Genomic DNA, 18801 nt, shown 5'->3' with positions numbered 1-18801 from the left:
GCTGACGACGATATAATATAATTTATTATAATCATTAAGGAAGGCGGTGCCAGGCATTCGGAAGCAGTTACCATTTTTTATGTTGGGCTTATTGGTTTTAACCATGGTTTTTGTGAGTATTGGCGGTGTTTTCGGCCGAATTTTGGTTTATGCTGCCGGGATGTCGGCTGCTCACCTGCTGTTCCCCAGTGTGACCACAATTGTGGGCGCTTTAGTAACTTGTTTGATTTGGCTGATTTTCAATCATTTTTATTTGCGGATCACTGTGGGTTTACACGGGTTTAAACGCCAACAGCTGGTATTATTGCTGCCGATGGTCGTGATCTTGATTGGGGACAGCACCTTACCCACCCAATTTGATTGGACCGGGACTAACGTGTTATTGGCCTTAGGAATTGGCCTAGCGGTGGGGATGTTAGAAGAATATGTGTTTCGGGGCTTGTTGGTCAATGGCCTGCGCCAGTTATTTCAAGTGACGCCTTTGTTGGCGGCGTTAGCCAGTGGCGCGATTTTTGGCTTGGCCCATTTGACCAATCTCCTGGGCAATTCGAATTCATTAGTCAGTACTTGCTTACAGGTGATCTATGCTTTCGCGGGGGGTTTCTTTTTGGCGATTATTTATATTATCAGTGGCAGTCTGTGGCTGCCGATTTTGGCCCATGCTGTTGTGACTGCCTTTGATCAAATCGCCTTTGGGACCATGAGCAATCAGGCCAGTTCTGGGATTTGGACGACTGTACTTTATTTTGGGATATTTACTGGCTTGGGCTTTTGGCTATGGGCCAGAAAGATTCGGCGCCAAGTCATTTGATTAGTGAAAAAATGGGAGTGAATTGCATGACGGATCACGGCAGAATTGCGATTAGCCCGGTCAAAACGATCGTGGCGATTTTAGTACCAATTATTGAATTGAGTTTGGGAACGTTGACCACCAAGATACCTTCTGATTTGGGCAAGGTCAGTGTGACGGTGTTGATATTTTTAGTGGGGTTGTTAGCGCTGCTTTATTTATATGGGGGCGTTTTAAAAGCCGATTGGCCTGAGTTTCGGGCCCATCTTTGGCGCAATTTAGGGATTGCCGTATTGCTAACGATTGGTTTATATGGCGTTTTATCCTTGGTGCGCCTGGGCTTGCAGCCCTTCATGCCAGCAGCGATGCTGTTAAGTGCGCAAAGTACGGCGACCTTAAGTTTGATTGGCAGTCTTACGGCTTTGATGGCGCCGTTTTCTGAGGAAATTGTTTTCCGCTATGTATTATTTTACCAGTGGCGTAACCGGGGCTTGCTGACCCCAGTGATGTTTGTGGTCTCCGCAGTGGCCTTTGGTTTAGGCCACTGGAACAATTTCGGCGGGTATGTGCTGCAAATGATCCCTTACATGGTCATTGGGGCGGTCTTCTCGGTAATCTATTGGATATCGCAAAATATTTGGCAAAATATTGCCACCCATTTTCTCTTTGATTTCGTGCAAGTTTTTGCCGCCGTGATCATGTTCATCTTGACGTTTGTGATGGCTTAACAGGCTAATTTTTAAACGCGACCCGGTGCGCCCAAAAGGCGATGACCGGGCCTTTTTGGCTCGGTATCTAAAAAAAATTCTGCATCACAGCAAATATTTCTTCAATTAGGGAAATAACTGATAGCAATTCTCAATTAATATGTCATAATAGGGGTATATTATTGTGAAGCTATAAACTTTCGATAGGAGGTGGCGTGCTTGGCCTATATCGCATTGACCAAAGAACCCATCGACATTTTAGATTTGAACCAACGCTTGGTTGACGCCCAATATGGTGGTATTGTAACCTTTGTGGGGACAGTACGGGAGTGGACGGATGATATCCAGACCCAATCCATCAGCTACTCGGCTTATGAAACCATGGCGGAAAAAGAGCTCAAACGCTTGGCCGATGAAGTTGAAGCCACGGGCAGTCGCGTGGTACTAGTGCACCGTTTGGGTCATTTAGAGCTCACCGAAGCCGCCGTCTTTGTGGGGGTCGCTTCAGCCCATCGTGCAACCGCTTTTAAACAATGTGCGTATCTCATGGATACCATTAAAGAACATGTGCCAATTTGGAAAGAAGAATTCGATACCGACCGGACCCGCTGGGGAGGCATTGCTGATGATAAAAATTAAATTATTCGCCTATCTACAAGAAATGGTGGACGCCAACGAAATAGAAGTGGCTTTTGCCAACGACACACCCACAACCGCTGACTTGAAGCAAGCCGTGGCCGGGGCTTACCCGGTGGTGGCCGCTTACTTACCGCCGGTGCGCTTGGCAGTGGATGAAGCCTTTGTGGGCGAAGAAGCTGTGTTAGATATCACTGAAACTCATGAATATGCGTTGATCCCACCCGTTAGTGGTGGCTAGAAAAGAGGATTTACATGGAAGTATTACAAGATTCAGTACCATTAACAGGTCAAGCTGATGCCAACGAGACTGCTGTGTTAAAGGATAAATTTGGTCGAGTCCATGATTATATCCGCATCTCGGTCACCGATCGCTGTCCACTGCGTTGCGTTTACTGTATGCCCAAAGAAGGCCTGCCATTTTTCCCAAGTGATAAGGTTTTGTCCCAAGATGAAATCGTCCAGTTGGTGAAGAATTTTGCCCGCCACGGTATCCACAGCATTCGCCTCACCGGAGGCGAACCCTTAGTGCGCACGGATATTGTGGACATTGTCCGGCGGATCAAAGCCATCGACGGCATTGATGACGTGGCCGCCACTACTAATGGGCTGTACCTGCCTAAAAAAGCAGCGGCGTTAAAGGCGGCTGGCTTAGACCGTTTAAATATTAGCTTAGATACCTTTAAAGCCGACCGCTACAAGGAAATCACCCGGGGCGGCAATATCAAACAAGTCATGGCGGGGATTCAAACCGCCGCTGACCTGGGCTATAAGGCTATCAAGTTAAATGTGGTCTTGATCAATGGTGAAAATGATTCCGAAATCATTGATTTCTTGAAATATACCTTAGATCACCGGGTCAACGTCCGGTTCATTGAATATATGCCAATTGGCGCTGACAAAGCCGTTTGGAAAAAGGAATACCTGGGCTTGGAACGGGTCTTTGAAGTCTGCAAAGCCGCCGGTTTCAAGTATGACCCCATTGATTCTTTGACCGGTAACGGCCCTTCAGATAATTACCGCATCAAAGGGGCCAAGGGTAGCTTTGGTCTGATCCATCCCATTAGCTGCAACTTCTGTGAAAGCTGCAACCGCCTGCGCATCACCGCCGATGGTTATGTGAAAGCTTGTTTATTTTGGAATGAAGAAATCAATATCCGCTCGGCCATTTTTGATGACCAAGCCTTTGATCATCTAATTCAAAAAGCATTAGATAATAAACCAGAAAACCACGAAATGGCGTTAAGCCAAGCCGACCAAATTATTCATAAACAGCCTACTTGGCGTCATATGAGTCAAATTGGAGGTTAACATTTTTCATGTCAAAACAAGGTAAAACTGCAGCAACGATGGCCCTGGTCATGGGGACCTTGGCCATGCTGGTCTCATTTATGGCCTGGTCCTCATTAGCACCTTTGGCCAACCAAATCACCAAAGACTTAGGGCTAACTATTTCTGAGAAAACCTTTATGATCGCCACCCCCGTTTTATTGGGATCCATTATGCGCATCCCCATGGGGTATTTAAGCGATCGTTTTGGGGGCAAAAAGGTCTATATCGCCTTAATGATTTTTGTCCTGATTCCGTTATTCTTTATTCCCATGGCTTTAAATGCCAGCTCTTACGGCATGTTGATTTTTCTGGCCTTCTTACTGGGCATGAGTGGCACATCCTTTGCGGTGGCCATTTCATACATATCTGTCTGGTATCCCCCGGAAAAACAAGGCCTAGTGTTAGGCCTAGCCGGCATGGGGAACATTGGGAATGCCGTGGCCGCTTTATCACTGCCTAAAATTTCCCAAGGTTTCGGGCTTAGTGGGGTCTATTATTTCTTAATGATCCTCTTGGTCGTTATGATCGTTTTATTTTATCTTTTGTGTCAAGAAATGCCTGTGAACAAAGACAAGACCCTGGGACAAGCCTTTGTGGTGGCTAAAGAAGCCAACACTTGGTATTTAGCTTTATTTTATTTCTTAACGTTTGGTCTATTTGTGTCTTTAAGCAATCTATTACCCGCCCTATTGGCGGATTCCTTTAAAATCACCCCAGTGCGCGCCGGTCTATGGGCGGCTGCTTTTGCGGCGGTGGCTACCCTATGCCGGCCCATCGGTGGGGCCTTGGCTGATAAGGTCAACCCCATGAAACTACTGGAAGGCCTGTTTGGCTTAATGTTCATTTTAAGCCTATGTCTAGCTTGGACCATGGGCAGCTTAGCCTTATTTATGACCAGTATCATTGTTATTGCCCTGTTAACCGGGATTGGCAATGGGGTGGTCTTTAAAATGGTACCCTTTGTCTCTAAAGGTAACACCGGGACCGTCACTGGTTTTGTGGGGGCCATCGGTGGCTTAGGGGGCTATTTCCCACCACTATTCATGGGGGTCATCAAGCAACATACCGGCAGCTATCAATCGGGCTTTTATTTCTTAACTGCCATGATCATCGTTTGTCTGGTAGTGTTGTACCTAGCCTTTATTAAATCAGGCAATTCAGACTTTAATTGATTTGGGGGTAGTCACTTGGACTATCGCACGCAACAACGTAAATATCACGGTATCATGATTGGGACCTTTGTGGTCTTGATCATGATTTTTTTAGGTGCCCTTTGTGCCGGGCGCCTATTGTTGTCTTGGTCGGACATGTGGCAGGCCTTGACCCATCCCATTTGGTTGGCCAAAGTCCCCACCACTGCTATGACGGTGATTTGGCAATTACGCCTGCCCCGAATTTTAGGGGCCTGTTTGATTGGCTTCGGCCTGAGTTTATCTGGAGGGGCGTATCAAAGTATTTTCCAAAATCCTTTGGTTTCTCCAGATCTATTGGGGGTCACCACCGGGGCCTCCGTGGGGGCCGCGGTGGCCATTTTAGCCCACGGTAATATTATCGCCATTGAAATTTGTGCCTTTGTGGCCGGGATTATCACCGTATCTTTGACCATGATGGTGCCCGCTTTACTGAAAAGCAGTAACAATTTGACCCTGGTCTTGGCCGGGATCGTGGTGGGGGGCTTTATGACCGCCATTTTGGGGTTATTAAAATATTTAGCCGACCCGGAAAGCCAACTGCAAGATATCGTCTATTGGCAATTGGGCAGCTTGGCCAAGGTGAATTACCAAACCCTGTTGGCCACGTTGCCGGTGTTTGTCATTGCCGGGGGGATTTTATTGGCCCTGCGCTTTCGCTTAAACGTCTTGTCCCTAAGCCCCACGGAAGCCTTAGCCACCGGGGTGAATTTGAAATTTGAACGGATGATCGTGATTTTATGTGCCACCCTATTGACGGCGGCGGCCGTGGCCATTGCCGGCACCATTGGCTGGGTGGGCTTGATCATCCCCCACATCGCCAAATTACTCACCCAACAAAACAACCAACGGGCCCTGCCGCTGATGGGTATATTAGGGGCGTTGTTCTTGTTGTTGATCGACACCTTAGCCCGGACCCTGTCTCCAGGGGAAATTCCTTTGGGGATTTTAACCGGCTTGATCGGGACCCCATTCTTTATTGGGATTTTGTTCAAACAAAGGGGGCGGCTATAGATGCCTACACTCGCCACCAAAGCCTTGACCTACGGGTATACCAAGGCCAAGCTGTGTTTAAAAGACGTTAACTTAACCATCAATCCCGGGCAGATCACCACCATCCTGGGACCCAATGGGGTGGGGAAGTCCACCTTGTTACAACTACTATGTGGGCTATTGACCCCGGTGCGCGGCTCGGTTTTACTGGACCACCAAAATGTCAGCCAATTGCCCCCAGCTAAGCGGGCCCAAGCCATTGCCCTGGTGCCCCAAATGACCAGCATTGGTGCCTTGCCCTATACAGTGTTAGACTATTTATTGTTAGGGAAAACCGCTCAGTTAGGGTTGTTTCAAAAACCCCGGGAAGCCGATTATCACCAGGCCCAACAGGTTTTGGGGGAATTAAATGCCAGTGACTTGTTAAATCGGGAATGCCAAAGCCTCAGCGGCGGGCAAATGCAACTGGTGACCATTGGCAAGGCCTTGATGCAGGCCCCACAAATCATGCTCCTGGATGAACCTACCGCAGCCTTGGATTATCGCAATCAGGTTCAAATCCTTAAATTATTGCAACAACTGGCTGATCAGGGTCTGGGGATCGTGTTGACCTCCCATGACCCCAATCAAGCCGTTTTGTTAAAACATCAAGTGGCTTTGGTGGATCGTACCGGCCATTTGGAAGTGGGTGATATGGCGGCAATGATCAACAGTGAAAAGCTCAGTAAGATTTACGGCACCAATCTGCACGTGGAATATGTGGCCAGCTGTCAACGGCTGGTGTGCATGATTACCTTATGAGGAGGAGATTTAACATGAAGATGAAGCACGCACTAAAATGGTTATTAGCTATTGGGATGGTTGGCTTGTTTGCGGCGAATACTGGCACCGGCAATGTTCAAGCTGCCAAAGCCACCCGGACGGTGACGGATTTAACCGGCGCCAAAGTCACCGTACCCAACAAAGTCAATCGAGTGGCCGATTTATGGCACGCCAACAACCAGGTGGTCTTATTATTAGGGGGTCAAAAGAAGCTAGTGGCCACCACCCCAATGATTCAAAAACAACCCTGGTTTGCTCAAGTTTATCCCGGCATTAAAAAAGTGACGGCCCCATACAATGGCACGGATCTGCAGGTGGAAGAACTGGTCAAAACCAAACCCGACGTGGTTCTAGCCTCTGATGCCCCAACTGTGGCCAAGGCTAAAGAAGCCAATATCCCAGCCGTCAACGTCATGTACCAAGACTTCAACGGTTTACAAAAATCCGTGACCACCACGGCTAAAGTGTTAGGTGGCAATGCCCCGAAAGTCGCTGCCAAATATAACAAAGAATTAAAGGGCAACATCAGTTACGTTCAAAAGAAAGTGGCTAAAGCTAAAAAACCAACTGTCCTACATATTGTCAGCACCGCTGATTTGCTGAAAGTTGATGGCACCCAATCCATCGTCAACGAATGGATCAAAAATGCCGGGGGCAAGAATGCCTTAACACAAAAGGGCAATATGATCGAAACCACCATGGAACAAGTTGTCAAAGCTAATCCTGATGTGATTATTATTGGCCAAACGACGACCACTGCCGCCCGCCAAGCTTTGAAGAATGACTCTCGTTTTGCCCAATTAAAAGCGGTGAAAAATAACAAAGTCTACGGCAACCCCCAAGGTACTTTCCCATGGGATCGTTACAGTGCCGAAGAAGCCTTACAAGTCCTCTGGGCTGGTAAATTACTCCACCCTAAGGCCCTGGCTAACGTGGATATGGTCAAAGAAACCAAAGCCTTTTATAATAAGTACTATAATTACAAATTAACCACCACCGAAGCTAAACAGATTTTAGCCGGTGAAAATCCCAAAGCCTAGTGAGGTAAAGTATGTTAACTGTTAACGCAAAAACCTATGTGAACATCGATTTCGATGAGGTCTCAATTCAAACTTCCGGCATGTACGCGGTGCCCTATGATGACGCTAAAACCCGTCAGAAGGTCTTTGAAACGCTCCAAGCTTTGTTTAAACAAGCTCCTAAAGACGTGGATTTTGCTTTATCCATCATGACCACCATGGCGGAGATCATTGTGTCGCCTTTAGGCCTGATGGATTTTGACGCGGTGAAAGCCTATGGACCTAACCAAGATTTGGACTACGACCATTTGTCCGATGATGCCACCATGGTTTGGCCGTTGGCGGTGCGCTATATTTCCCATACCAGTGACGAAAAACCGCAAGACACCATTGTAGCTTCCCAATTGGAATTGAAGCAAGACTTTGCCGGGGCCTTTGAACCCCTGTGGCAAGCCATCAAAGCTGATCTGGCTAAAAGTGATGCCACTATGGCCCAAATGTTAAGCACCTTGATCACGGACAGCCAACAGGTGGAAGCGGATTTCCAACAACAGTTAAGTACACTAGATACCCAGCAACGGGCGGATAAAGTGGGTTTTGAGCTGCCGGAAAATGAAGTGGACCAGTTTGCCAAATACATGAGTGACTCCCATGAAGTGATGAATATTGTCCGTTCGGCGGCTAGCTTCGTGCAAAGTGAATTGGTTCAAGCTAAGCCCTTCAGCCAAGTCTTCAGTGATGCCCATTACCGCACCACCTATTATTGGACATTAGATAACACTTTTTATGAACTTTATTACTACTATTTGCACAAGTATGGGGATAGTCATCCCAAACTCACCAAGTTTTTGAATCATCGCCAGGATCAATTGGTGACCCAAATGCGCCAACGGGCACTAAAGGACTCCCAACAAATCAGTGAAGACCCTAAAGCCAACTTAAAGCCGGATATGTCCAAAATCTTTGATCACATTTTCCTGCCATTAAATGAAGAAATCCTAACCATGATTTTTGATTTTGATGTGAAATAACCCAGTCTGAGCAGTTTTTTAGCACTGCTTTCTAATTTTTTTGTTATAATAAACTCATGTCGAAGCTAGGAGGCTTTTTATTATGGCAAGAACAATTGGTATTATTGGGTTAGGGCACGTGGGGATTACCACGGCCTTTAACATGATCACGAAGGGTATCGCGGATACCTTAGTGATTTTTGACAAGGATGAGGATTTAGCAGAGGCCGAAAGTTACGACCTGACGGATGCTTTGGGGGGGCTTTCGACCTATACCAAAATCATTCATAACGATTATGCGGCTTTAAAAGATGCCGATGTGGTGGTCTTTTGTGCCGGGGATATCAGTGCTATTTTAGGTGGCGATCGGACCAGCGAGATCCGCACCACCAAACAGGCCATTGTGGAGGTATTACCCCAACTAAAAGCGTCTGGCTTCCACGGGGTGTTGATCGATATCAGCAATCCTTGTGATGTGGCCACCACTTATTGGTCCGAAAACCTAGGGTTGCCCCAAAACCAAATTATTGGGACTGGGACAGCCTTAGATACATACCGCATGCGCCGGGCCGTGGCTAAAGTGGTCAACGTCAATGTGGCCGATGTCCGGGGTTTTAACATGGGTGAACATGGGGAATCCCAATTTACCGCTTGGTCCACGGTCCGGGTGAACAACAAGCCTATTACCGAGATCAAAACGTTAGATTTAGATGCCTTATCTGAAGCCGCCCGGCTAGGGGGCTGGAAGATTTTCAACAAGAAACACTACACCGCCTTTGGCATTGCCACCATCGCCATGGAATTAACCGAGGCCATTTGCAGTGACGCCAAGCGCATCTTCCCAGTGTCTTGTTTTGACCCCGACTATGGGGTTTGCGTGGGCCACCCGGCTACTATTGGGGCCCAGGGTGTGGTGGACAATCCGCCAATGGCCTTGACCGCTGCTGAAAAAGCCAAGTATGATGCCACTGCGAAAACCATTCAACATAACTTAGCCACCATGAAGGCGACGGAAGTGCAAGCATAACGTGCAATAGAACTGACTGAAGGGTTAGACTGTCAAGAGTCTAGCTCTTTTGTTTTGGGGTCAAAAAAACTGCTTTGAAACTGAATTTGGCTGTTTCAAAGCAGTGACTGTTATAAAACCAAGGATTAAACTGTGGCCTGTCGGTGTTTGAAGCGAAGGGCGATCACGGTGACCACCAAGCAGGTTAAACTCAGCACACTGAGAATGATGAAATCTTTTTGCGCCCCCCAGGCCACGGCAGCTTTGTTGGCTGTGTGTAAACTGGTGGCGGACATGACCGCGGACAACACGCCCGTCCCCAGGGAGCCGGCGTATTGCTGCAGGGTATTAAACAAGGAATTTAAGTCCGCCTTGGCACTGACGGGCACTTGCAGGCTGGCGTCAGACATAATATTGCCAAAGCCAAAATTAAAGCCAAAGCGCATGAAGATATAAATCAAGGTGATACCCACCAGACTCAGGTCATGGGTGAAGCTAGCAAACAAACAAGCCCCGATAAACATGGAGCCATTGGCGATATATAAAGTGATGGCCGCCCCGTGTTTGTCGTAAATGGTCCCGGCTACTGGGGACACCAAAGCGCCAATCAAAGAGCCGGGTAACAGGATCAAGCCGGACATCATGGAGTTGGTCCCCAGGTAGTTTTGCACGAAGACGGGGATGACAAAGGAAATCCCGATGTTCATGAATTGCAGCAAGAAAAAGTTGATGGCCCGCAATAACACGATGGGGTTGGTCAAAATTCTAAAGTTTAAAATTTGATTTTTGCCATGGCTCACATGGTATAAGAAGACCACTAAGAAGCCCAGGCTAAGGACCAAAGTCACCCCTAAAGGCCAGCTGACAAAGCCATGGCGACCGCCCTGGGCAAAGACTTCGATAAAGCCAAAGAGGACCAGGGCTAACAAGGTGGTGCCTACCAGGTCGAATTTACCATTGGTATGGGCGGCCACCAGGCGAATGTTGCGGTCCCCTAAGAAGAATACCAGGATGATGACCGGCAGAATGGCGATGAAAATCATCCGCCAGCTGAAGTAGTAATTTAAGATGCCGCCATATGTAGGTCCCAGGGCTGGGGCAAAGGAAGTGATCATGCTGGCAAAGCCCATGTACACACCTAAACGATTTTCTGGAATCAAGGCTAAAATAACATGAAACATCAAGGGCGTGGACAAGCCTGTGGCGATGGCTTGCAACAGTCGCCCGGCCATTAACAGCCCAAAACTGGGGGCCACACTGGCTAAACTGGTGCCCAACAGCGTGGCGATAATGGCTGTGCGAAAAAGCGTCCGGGTGTTGAAAGCCTTGATGAGAAAGGCCGTGGTGCTCATGACGATGGTCACCATCAATAAATAACCCGAGGTCAGCCACTGCACCGTCCCCAAGGCCGTATTGAACTGCTTGGCCATGGTGGGGAAGGTGACGTTCAGGGAGGTTTCTACTAAAATACCCGTGAAAGATAACAAGCCCGTGGCTAAAATGGCGAGTTTGGTTTGTAGCGTGATTGGTTTGTCTGCCAATAAATCCATCTCCTCATGTTTTGGCAGTCGCCAAAATATCGTTTCTTTGGAAACTATTTAGGTCTATCGTAGCATTGCCAAAACTGAAGTACAATGGTTTTCTGATCGGGTTATCAGCCAATTCTAAGAAGGCCATGAGAAGGCCTTGACGTAGCTTGTCAGCTTTGAGAATATACGGTATAAACACAATTTTATGCACAAATTTGGGAGGGGATTTCTTGGCTTCTAAAACAAAGGGGCTATCTTTAAAATGGCTGTTATTGGGGTCTTTAGTGACCAATACCGGCATTAGTTTCATCTGGCCACTGACGACGATTTACATGCATGAGTATCTTCATGAGTCCCTGACCGCTGCCGGGATTGTCCTGTTCATCAACTCCATTGTGATGATCATTGGCAATTACGTAGGTGGTTTTTTATTTGACCGCTGGCAGCCCTATCGGACCATTTTGGTGGGGATCACCATTAATGTGATTTCCAGTATTATTTTGATATTCTTTCACGGTTGGCCCAGTTATGCCATTTTCTTAATCATCTTGAGTTTTGGTAACGGTATCGTGGGGACCACCATCAATGCCTTTGCCACCTTGGTGGAAAGTCGCCCGGCCAGCTACGTCTTCAATGTCCTGTACTTTATGAGTAATTTAGGTCTAGTTATTGGTACTTTGATCGTGGGCTTTGTCCTGCCTTACGGGATTCAATGGATCTTTGCCTTGGCGGCGTTGTTATTTGTGATTTTCTTAGGGGTGGCCGCGGTATTCTACCGGGTCACCACCACCAAGAAGCGTACCAAACGCACCAAGGGCAGCGAGCAATTGGCCCCCGCCAATGCCCACAAGATTTTAGGCCTGTTAGCTGTCTTTGTGATTTCTTGGATCGTTTATGAACAATGGCAAAGTAATATCTCCGCGTTTATGGTCAGCCACGGCATGTCCGTGAAGGATTATACCTTTGTGTGGACCTTTAACGCCATCGTCATCGTACTCTTTCAGCCGCTGTTGGCCCATTTTGACCGCTGGCTGTCAGATCATATGATGTTACGGCTAAACGTAGGTTTCTTATTGTTTGGCGGCTCCTTTGGCATATTGCTGCTGGCCAGCCAGTACTGGCATTTCCTACTAGCCATGGGGGTGTTGACGCTAGGGGAAATTTTAGCTTTTCCCGGGGTCTCCACTTATGTGGATGGCCTGGTCTTAGATTCCCAGCGGGGCCAATTTCAAGGCATTGTCAGCGGTACGGCTTCCTTTGGTCGGGCCGTGGGACCGTTGATCGGGGCCCAGGTGATTGAAAGATCCTCCTACCATCTCTTGTTTTTAGGGTGTATCATTGGCTTAATGATTTTCTTAGCAGGTTTTAATCTTTTAAACCGGCGCATTACCGCACACCAATAAAAACACTTAGGAGGCATTATTTATGATTGACGGACACACCCGCTTGTATGGCTTTTTCGCCCATCCCGCGGCCCACAGCAAGTCACCACTCATGCACAACACCGCTTTTAAGGCTTTAGGCATCAACGCTCGCTATTTGGCCTTTGATGTGGTTCCCGACACCCTAGCAGCGGCCATTGGCGGTTTGCGGGCCTTTCACATGGGTGGGGTGAATTTATCCATGCCCTTGAAGGAACAAGTGCTGCCTTTGTTGGATGACTTAGACCCAGCCGCCAAACTTATTGGGGCGGTGAATACCATTGCCAATCACGACGGACACTTGACGGGGTATAACACCGATGGCTTAGGGCTGTTAAAGGCTTTATCTACTGACTTCAACCCCCGAGGGGCCAAGGTGGTACTTCTGGGCGCTGGGGGGGCGATCAAGTCCGTGGCCGTCCATTGTGCCTTGGCTGGGGCCAGTGAAATCACCATCTTTAACCGCCACATTGGCCCCGGCAGTCGGGCCCATACCCTACAGCAATTATTGATCAACAACACCAACACGCAGGTCCAAGTCTTTGCCCTAGATGACTTAGCCGCTTTAAAACAAGCTTTGGGCCAAGGTGATCTATTGGTCAATGGCACCGGGGTAGGGATGGGTCAACACGTTGGGCAAAGTCCGATTCCTGACAGCAGCTATTTTCAGAAGAATCTCATTGTCTTTGAAATGATTTATGTGCCTGAAGAAACTTTACTGTTAAAACAAGCCCGAAAAGCTGGCTTGACCCGGACTTATAATGGGCTAGGAATGTTGATTCACCAGGGTGCAGCGGCTTTTCATATTTGGACGGGCCAGGACATGCCAGTCCAATTGATAGAAAAGACCATTAAAATTAATTGAATTTTTATTTGACAGATTCTCATAGAGATGTTATATTTACAACATCAAATTTAAGGAGTTTTTAATTATGCGAACATCGAATTTAAACCCAACAACTCGATATTACTGGTTTAGCTAGCCTGTAGGCGGTCATGGATATGACCTCCTGCGGGGGGATCATATCTATGATGGCTAAACCTAAGTTTTCGTGTCATTAAAAACAAAACGGCTGCCACATAGATGAAATCAAGTTTTTCAACTATGTGGCTTTTTTGTATCTTAAAGCAGCTCTTTAAGGTACCTAGAGTCCTGATGGTTGAAAAACCATCAGGACTTTTTTTATTGGCAGACGGCCAAAACCCACAAGGATGATAAAAATGAGGAGTGATTCCATGTTCGATCAAATTGATGAATTAAGTGTTAACGCTATCCGAATGTTGAGTGTCCAAAGTATTCAAAAGGCCAATTCCGGCCACCCTGGTTTACCCCTAGGGGCAGCGCCAATGGCCTATGTCTTATATCGCAATCATTTAAAAGTAAACCCCAAGGATAGTACTTATTTTGATCGGGATCGCTTCGTTTTATCCGCAGGTCATGGGTCGGCCATGCTTTACAGCATCTTACATTTAGCTGGCTTTGACTTAAGCATTGAGGATTTAAAACAGTTTCGCCAGTTGCACAGCAAAACCCCAGGGCATCCGGAATATGGCGTGGTTGATGGCGTCGAAGCTACCACCGGCCCCTTGGGTCAAGGCTTAGGCATGGCGGTGGGGATGGCCATGGCCGAGCGTCACTTAGCCGCCCAATATAACGATGGCATCAATGTGGTGGACCACCATACTTATGTATTAGCCGGCGACGGTGACTTGATGGAAGGTGTTTCCCACGAAGCGGCTAGCTTAGCCGGGCATTTGGGCTTAGGTAAGTTAGTCATGCTCTATGATTCCAACGATGTTTCCCTGGATGGGCCTAAGGATCGGGCCTTTAACGAAGACATTAAAAAACGCTTCGAAAGTTATGGCTGGGATTATCAAAAAGTTGAAGATGGCAATGATTTACAAGCCATTGATGACGCCATTAACCAAGCCAAAGCAGAAGTTAATAAGCCTTCTATTATCGAAGTTCGGACGGTCATTGGTTACGGGGCGTTAAACGCCGGGACCAACAAAGTCCATGGCGCCCCTTTAAGCCCGGCAGACATGGCCGCTGTTCGAGAAACCTTCAACTGGAATTTAGATGATTTCGAAGTACCCACTGAAGTTTACGAGCGTTTGCATGAAACCTTAGGCCAACGGGGCTGTAAAGCCGAAGTCAAATGGCTCAACCGCATTGAAGCTCAACACCAAGCCAACCCTGAACTGGCCCAACAATTCTTATTGGCCCGGGAGAACCGCTTGCCAGAAGACTGGCGCGAAGCGTTACCAACTTACTTAGCCGGCAGTGGTGAAGCCACCCGCAATACCAGCCATACTGTGATCCAAGCTTTAGGTAAGAAGATCCCCCAATTATGGGGGGGTTCGGCCGACTTGGCCAGTTCCAATAAAACGAACATGGAATGTGAGACCTTGTTTGAAAAGGACAACTTAAAAGCCCGGAACTTAGGCTTTGGGGTCCGGGAATTTGCGGAAGCCACAGCTATGAACGGCATGGCGTTACATGGGGGTACCCGGATTTTCGGCAGTACGTTTTTCGTTTTCTCTGATTATATGCGCCCGGCGATTCGCTTGGCTGCCATTCAACATTTACCGGTGATTTTCGTCTTGACCCATGACTCGGTGGCCGTTGGCGAAGACGGTCCCACCCATGAACCGGTGGAACATTTGATGAGTTTCCGGAATATGCCTAATGTCACCGTCTTGCGGCCAGCCGATGCCAATGAAACCGTGGGGGCTTGGGAAACGGCCATGCAACATCAAGATGGCCCAACCCTATTGGTCTTGTCCCGGCAGAACTTGAACATCCTGCCGAATTCCGCCAAACTCACCCGGCAAAGTGTGGCAAAGGGGGCTTACATTGTTAAAGATGTGGCAGATCCCAGCCAACAAGATGGGATTTTAATGGCCACGGGCTCTGAAGTGAACTTAGCTTTGGCCGCCCAAGCCAAATTGGCTGCTGAAAATGTGCAAGTTTCCGTGGTCTCCATGCCTAGCTTTGAATTGTTCCAGCAACAACCTAAGGCTTACCGGGATGCGGTTTTACCACCCCATATCCATAAACGGGTATCTCTAGAAATGGGCAGTACCTTAGGCTGGGAGCGGTTTGTGGGCTATGAAGGCTTGACCTTAGGCATTGACCGCTTTGGCGAAAGTGGTCCGGCAGCTGACGTCTTAGCCGAATTAGGCTTCACCACTGACCAAGTGGTGGCTCAGTACAAGACGTTGACCGTGACCAACAGTCCTTTGCCAAAACCCGCCTTGGCACCACTGCGGGCTAATAATTCTCTCTAGTTTCAAAAAATGTTAAGATAGATGTAATACAACTCTCACACAACGCAAAAATAAGGAGCATAAAACTTTATGATTATTCAATTTAAAGCACCCATCCAAATGGACATCGTCACTGGCTTACAACAAAAATTAGCCGCTTTACCCGCCCAGGTTTTTGTCATTAAAAATCATTTAGCCGCCATGGGTGTCAAATCCTTTGACTTCACCACCGCTGAAGCTGCGGCCATTGACAGTGTCAGCTTTGACGATCCCAGCTACACTTTAGGCAGTCGGCAATTCCAACCTGAAGATACCATTATCGGCTTACCCCATTCTATTATTGGTGGCGATCACTTCACCATGATGGCCGGCCCTTGTTCCGTGGAATCTGAGGAACACGTTAAACGGATGGCCAAAGTTGCCAAAGAAGGGGGCGCTACGATTTTACGGGGTGGTGCTTTTAAACCTAGAACATCCCCATACTCTTTCCAAGGTTTAGGGGAAGATGGCTTGCGTTTCTTAAGAGAAGCCGCTGATGAAAACGACATGGATATGATCACCGAAGTCATGGATGATACCCATGTACAAATGGTGGCTGATTACACCGATATTTTCCAAATTGGCGCCCGGAATATGCAAAACTTCTCCTTATTAAAAGAAGTTGGTAAAACTGATGTGGCCGTTGGCTTGAAGCGGGGCATGTCTGCCACCATCGATGATTTATTGAACGCCGCCGAATACATCGCCAGTGAAGGGAACCAAAACATCTTCTTAATTGAACGGGGTATTCGCACATTCGATAACAAATACACCCGCAACACCTTTGATTTAGGTGCTATTCCCGTCTTGCGCAAATTGACCCACTACCCCATCATCGCTGATCCAAGCCATGCCGTGGGTGAATGGGATCTGGTGACCCCAATGGCCAACGCTGCCGTAGCCGCCGGTGCCCAAGGGGAAATCGTGGAAATCCATGATGATCCCGAACACGCCTTATCTGATGGCCCCCAAGCCTTGAAACCTAAGACTTACTTAGAAATGTGCCGGGAAGTTTACGCCATTCGCAAAGTCATGGATTCATTCAAGGAAGTCAGTCATGTCAACAGTTAAACTGGAACTAACCGATAAAAAATATGACATTATCATTGAGCCCGGGATTTTAAAGCAAGTGGGCACCGCGGTGCAAAAAATTTGGTCACCGCGCCAAGTTTTACTAGTCTCCGATACCAATGTGGCCAAGTTATATTTGACCCAGGTCCAAGAAGCTTTAATGGCCAGTGGTTATGTGGTGACCACCAGTGTCGTCCCAGCGGGAGAAGCTTCCAAAAGCCTCAATGTGGCCCAGGATTTATACCGGGTCATGTTAGACCAAGCTTTTACCAGAAGTGACGGCGTCATTGCCCTAGGTGGTGGCGTGGTGGGGGATTTAGCCGGCTTTGTGGCCTCCACTTTCATGCGGGGCATCAGCTTCATCCAGTTACCCACCTCATTGCTGGCCCAAGTGGACAGCTCCGTGGGGGGCAAGACTGCCGTGGACTTTGGCACCGGTAAAAATCTGGTGGGGACCTTTTATCAACCAGATTTGGTGCTGATCGATCCTGATACTTTAAAGACCCTGACGCCCCGGTACGTGGCGGAAGGCTATGCCGAAGTCATCAAGATGGCCGCCACGGCTGCTGATCCGGCGTTTTGGCCCTTGATTGAAAGCATTCAAAAACCCGCTGATATCTTACACCAGGCCACAGCTCTGATCACCCATAGTGTGCAGTTCAAAGCTATGGTGGTGATGAACGACGAAAAAGAAACTGGGATGCGGCAAATTTTAAACTTTGGCCATACCCTGGGGCATGCCATTGAACTGTTAGCCCAGGGCAAGTTAGCCCATGGGGAAGCCGTCGCCATTGGCATGGTGCAGATTTGTCGTATCTTTGAAGCCAAGGGGTTGACCCCAGCTGGGATTACCGCCAAGATTCAAAAACAGGTGGCCGCAGTGGGTTTGCCGGTGGATTCACCCTTGTTATTCACCCCGAAATTTTATGATCAATTGCGTTTAGATAAGAAAAATCGTGGGGATCATTTGAACTTTGTTTATTTAAAGGCCCTGGGGCAACCGGCTATTTATCCAGTGGCCAAGGGTGAAATTAAAGATTTTATCGCTTCTGAAGTGTCATCTACTTAACTTATTAACTTAAATTTGATAAAACGTGCCGCTTCGATTTTTCCTTGAAGCGGCCGTTTTTTGGCGAAAGGTGGCTAATTTATGACAACAACGTTTAACATGGGTCCTATTACGCTGGGGGTCCAGGCACCCACTCAAGTGGCCGTGCCCATCACGGCCAAGACATTACCAGAAGTTTTAGAACAGGGTCAGGCTATTAGCACCAGCACGGCGGATCTGGCGGAATGGCGCTTGGATTATTTGCCGGACCTTGGTGAAGCCAGCCTTAAAAAAACTGGGGCTGCCCTGGAAACAGCTTTACATAACCAACACAAAGGGCTATTGGTGACCCTGCGGACCAAAGCCCAAGGGGGCAATTTCAGCGGGGATGGTGAAGCTTATTTAAACCAGCTGCAATTTTTGTTGCAACAGGGTTTGGGGGATGCCCTGGATTTAGAGTGGACCACCGACCCGGAATGGCGCCGGCAGATTTTAAAGGCCAGTGCTTTATTAGGGGTGCCGGTAGTCTTGAGCCACCACGACTTTAAAGCTACTCCCAGTTTAGCTGCGTTGCAGGATCAGCTGACTCAAATGGCCACTTTAAAACCGGCTTTGTTAAAAATCGCCGTGATGCCCCAAAGCACCACCGATGTGTTAACCATTTTACAAGTCGCCCAGTGGGCCGCCACTACCTTAGAAGCGCCCTTAGCCATCATGGGCATGGGGACCCTGGGGAAGCTGACTAGGGTCAGCGGCAACCTTTTCCCTTCAGCATTGACCTTCGCCACCATCGACCAAGCCTCCGCCCCCGGTCAGATCAACTTGGCCCATACCCAAGAAATTTTGACTTTATTGCAAGGTAACTAAAAAAACCGGCACCAGGGCTGAAAAAATCCTGGTGTCGGTTCTTTTAATTAG

The 18801-nt window shown here is 48.0% G+C and carries 18 protein-coding genes; 17 read left to right on the top strand and 1 reads right to left on the bottom strand.

Annotated elements, in window-relative coordinates:
* The first annotated feature begins 46 nt into the window (after positions 1–46).
* The 11 genes from FC83_RS09100 (at position 47) to FC83_RS09050 (ending at position 9526) form a co-directional block, all read left to right on the top strand.
* A complete protein-coding gene (locus FC83_RS09100) occupies positions 47–811 on the top strand; it encodes a CPBP family intramembrane glutamic endopeptidase (protein WP_052004449.1) in 765 nt (254 codons plus the stop codon).
* A 26-nt stretch (positions 812–837) separates the two neighbouring features.
* Complete coding sequence (locus FC83_RS09095) at positions 838–1518, top strand: CPBP family intramembrane glutamic endopeptidase (RefSeq protein ID WP_057002675.1); 681 nt, start codon at positions 838–840, stop codon at positions 1516–1518.
* A gap of 198 nt (positions 1519–1716) precedes the next feature.
* Complete coding sequence (locus FC83_RS09090; protein WP_035450960.1) at positions 1717–2136, top strand: molybdenum cofactor biosynthesis protein MoaE; 420 nt, start codon at positions 1717–1719, stop codon at positions 2134–2136.
* Complete coding sequence (locus FC83_RS09085) at positions 2123–2374, top strand: MoaD/ThiS family protein (RefSeq protein WP_057002674.1); 252 nt, start codon at positions 2123–2125, stop codon at positions 2372–2374. Before FC83_RS09090 ends, FC83_RS09085 begins: the two co-directional genes overlap by 14 nt.
* Before the next feature lie 14 nt (positions 2375–2388).
* Complete coding sequence (gene moaA / locus FC83_RS09080; protein WP_082622583.1) at positions 2389–3444, top strand: GTP 3',8-cyclase MoaA; 1056 nt, start codon at positions 2389–2391, stop codon at positions 3442–3444.
* A gap of 8 nt (positions 3445–3452) precedes the next feature.
* A complete protein-coding gene (locus FC83_RS09075; protein ID WP_057002673.1) occupies positions 3453–4637 on the top strand; it encodes a nitrate/nitrite transporter in 1185 nt (394 codons plus the stop codon).
* Between the two features lie 54 nt (positions 4638–4691).
* On the top strand, positions 4692–5669 hold the full coding sequence (locus FC83_RS09070; protein WP_035451073.1) for a FecCD family ABC transporter permease: 978 nt from the start codon (positions 4692–4694) through the stop codon (positions 5667–5669).
* Positions 5670–6449, top strand: coding sequence for an ABC transporter ATP-binding protein (locus FC83_RS09065; protein ID WP_035450964.1), 780 nt, complete (start codon positions 5670–5672; stop codon positions 6447–6449).
* Positions 6450–6469: 20 nt separating this feature from the next.
* Entirely contained in the window at positions 6470–7510 is a 1041-nt protein-coding gene (locus FC83_RS09060) for an ABC transporter substrate-binding protein (protein WP_035451076.1), read from the top strand.
* A gap of 11 nt (positions 7511–7521) precedes the next feature.
* The gene (locus FC83_RS09055) at positions 7522–8520 is read left to right on the top strand and encodes a hypothetical protein (RefSeq protein ID WP_035450966.1); all 999 of its coding nucleotides are present in this window, start codon (positions 7522–7524) and stop codon (positions 8518–8520) included.
* 82 nt (positions 8521–8602) lie between these two features.
* Complete coding sequence (locus FC83_RS09050) at positions 8603–9526, top strand: lactate/malate family dehydrogenase (protein WP_035450969.1); 924 nt, start codon at positions 8603–8605, stop codon at positions 9524–9526.
* A 125-nt stretch (positions 9527–9651) separates the two neighbouring features.
* On the opposite strand, the gene FC83_RS09045 is transcribed toward FC83_RS09050, so the two are convergent.
* A complete protein-coding gene (locus FC83_RS09045; protein ID WP_035450972.1) occupies positions 9652–11046 on the bottom strand; it encodes an MFS transporter in 1395 nt (464 codons plus the stop codon).
* Between the two features lie 218 nt (positions 11047–11264).
* On the opposite strand from FC83_RS09045, the gene FC83_RS09040 reads away from it, so the two are divergent.
* The 6 genes from FC83_RS09040 (at position 11265) to aroD (ending at position 18750) form a co-directional block, all read left to right on the top strand.
* Positions 11265–12437, top strand: a complete 1173-nt coding sequence (locus tag FC83_RS09040; RefSeq protein WP_152537674.1) for an MDR family MFS transporter — start codon at positions 11265–11267, stop codon at positions 12435–12437.
* Positions 12438–12459: 22 nt separating this feature from the next.
* Entirely contained in the window at positions 12460–13320 is an 861-nt protein-coding gene (gene aroE / locus FC83_RS09035) for a shikimate dehydrogenase (RefSeq protein ID WP_035450976.1), read from the top strand.
* Between the two features lie 371 nt (positions 13321–13691).
* Positions 13692–15746, top strand: coding sequence for a transketolase (gene tkt / locus FC83_RS09030; protein WP_081762970.1), 2055 nt, complete (start codon positions 13692–13694; stop codon positions 15744–15746).
* Positions 15747–15815: 69 nt separating this feature from the next.
* On the top strand, positions 15816–16835 hold the full coding sequence (aroF, locus tag FC83_RS09025; RefSeq protein WP_057002672.1) for a 3-deoxy-7-phosphoheptulonate synthase: 1020 nt from the start codon (positions 15816–15818) through the stop codon (positions 16833–16835).
* Positions 16822–17904 (top strand): 3-dehydroquinate synthase, encoded by a 1083-nt coding sequence (gene aroB, locus FC83_RS09020; protein WP_035450979.1) that lies wholly within the window; start codon positions 16822–16824, stop codon positions 17902–17904. Before aroF ends, aroB begins: the two co-directional genes overlap by 14 nt.
* A gap of 81 nt (positions 17905–17985) precedes the next feature.
* Complete coding sequence (aroD, locus tag FC83_RS09015; protein ID WP_035450986.1) at positions 17986–18750, top strand: type I 3-dehydroquinate dehydratase; 765 nt, start codon at positions 17986–17988, stop codon at positions 18748–18750.
* The last annotated feature ends 51 nt before the right edge of the window (positions 18751–18801 follow it).

Source organism: Agrilactobacillus composti DSM 18527 = JCM 14202 (assembly GCF_001436375.1).
Taxonomy (GTDB): domain Bacteria; phylum Bacillota; class Bacilli; order Lactobacillales; family Lactobacillaceae; genus Agrilactobacillus; species Agrilactobacillus composti.
This window is presented reverse-complemented; position numbering and strand designations above follow the sequence as displayed.

What these genes read in the sequence shown, in the direction of transcription:
- FC83_RS09070 (WP_035451073.1), top strand. Translation starts at nt 4,692, where the DNA reads ATGATTGGGACCTTTGTGGTCTTGATCATGATTTTTTTAGGTGCCCTT.
- FC83_RS09055 (WP_035450966.1), top strand. Translation starts at nt 7,522, where the DNA reads ATGTTAACTGTTAACGCAAAAACCTATGTGAACATCGATTTCGATGAG.
- FC83_RS09085 (WP_057002674.1), top strand. Translation starts at nt 2,123, where the DNA reads ATGATAAAAATTAAATTATTCGCCTATCTACAAGAAATGGTGGACGCC.
- FC83_RS09060 (WP_035451076.1), top strand. Translation starts at nt 6,470, where the DNA reads ATGAAGCACGCACTAAAATGGTTATTAGCTATTGGGATGGTTGGCTTG.
- moaA (WP_082622583.1), top strand. Translation starts at nt 2,389, where the DNA reads ATGGAAGTATTACAAGATTCAGTACCATTAACAGGTCAAGCTGATGCC.
- tkt (WP_081762970.1), top strand. Translation starts at nt 13,692, where the DNA reads ATGTTCGATCAAATTGATGAATTAAGTGTTAACGCTATCCGAATGTTG.
- FC83_RS09065 (WP_035450964.1), top strand. Translation starts at nt 5,670, where the DNA reads ATGCCTACACTCGCCACCAAAGCCTTGACCTACGGGTATACCAAGGCC.
- aroB (WP_035450979.1), top strand. Translation starts at nt 16,822, where the DNA reads ATGTCAACAGTTAAACTGGAACTAACCGATAAAAAATATGACATTATC.
- FC83_RS09095 (WP_057002675.1), top strand. Translation starts at nt 838, where the DNA reads ATGACGGATCACGGCAGAATTGCGATTAGCCCGGTCAAAACGATCGTG.
- aroF (WP_057002672.1), top strand. Translation starts at nt 15,816, where the DNA reads ATGATTATTCAATTTAAAGCACCCATCCAAATGGACATCGTCACTGGC.
- FC83_RS09050 (WP_035450969.1), top strand. Translation starts at nt 8,603, where the DNA reads ATGGCAAGAACAATTGGTATTATTGGGTTAGGGCACGTGGGGATTACC.
- aroE (WP_035450976.1), top strand. Translation starts at nt 12,460, where the DNA reads ATGATTGACGGACACACCCGCTTGTATGGCTTTTTCGCCCATCCCGCG.
- FC83_RS09075 (WP_057002673.1), top strand. Translation starts at nt 3,453, where the DNA reads ATGTCAAAACAAGGTAAAACTGCAGCAACGATGGCCCTGGTCATGGGG.
- aroD (WP_035450986.1), top strand. Translation starts at nt 17,986, where the DNA reads ATGACAACAACGTTTAACATGGGTCCTATTACGCTGGGGGTCCAGGCA.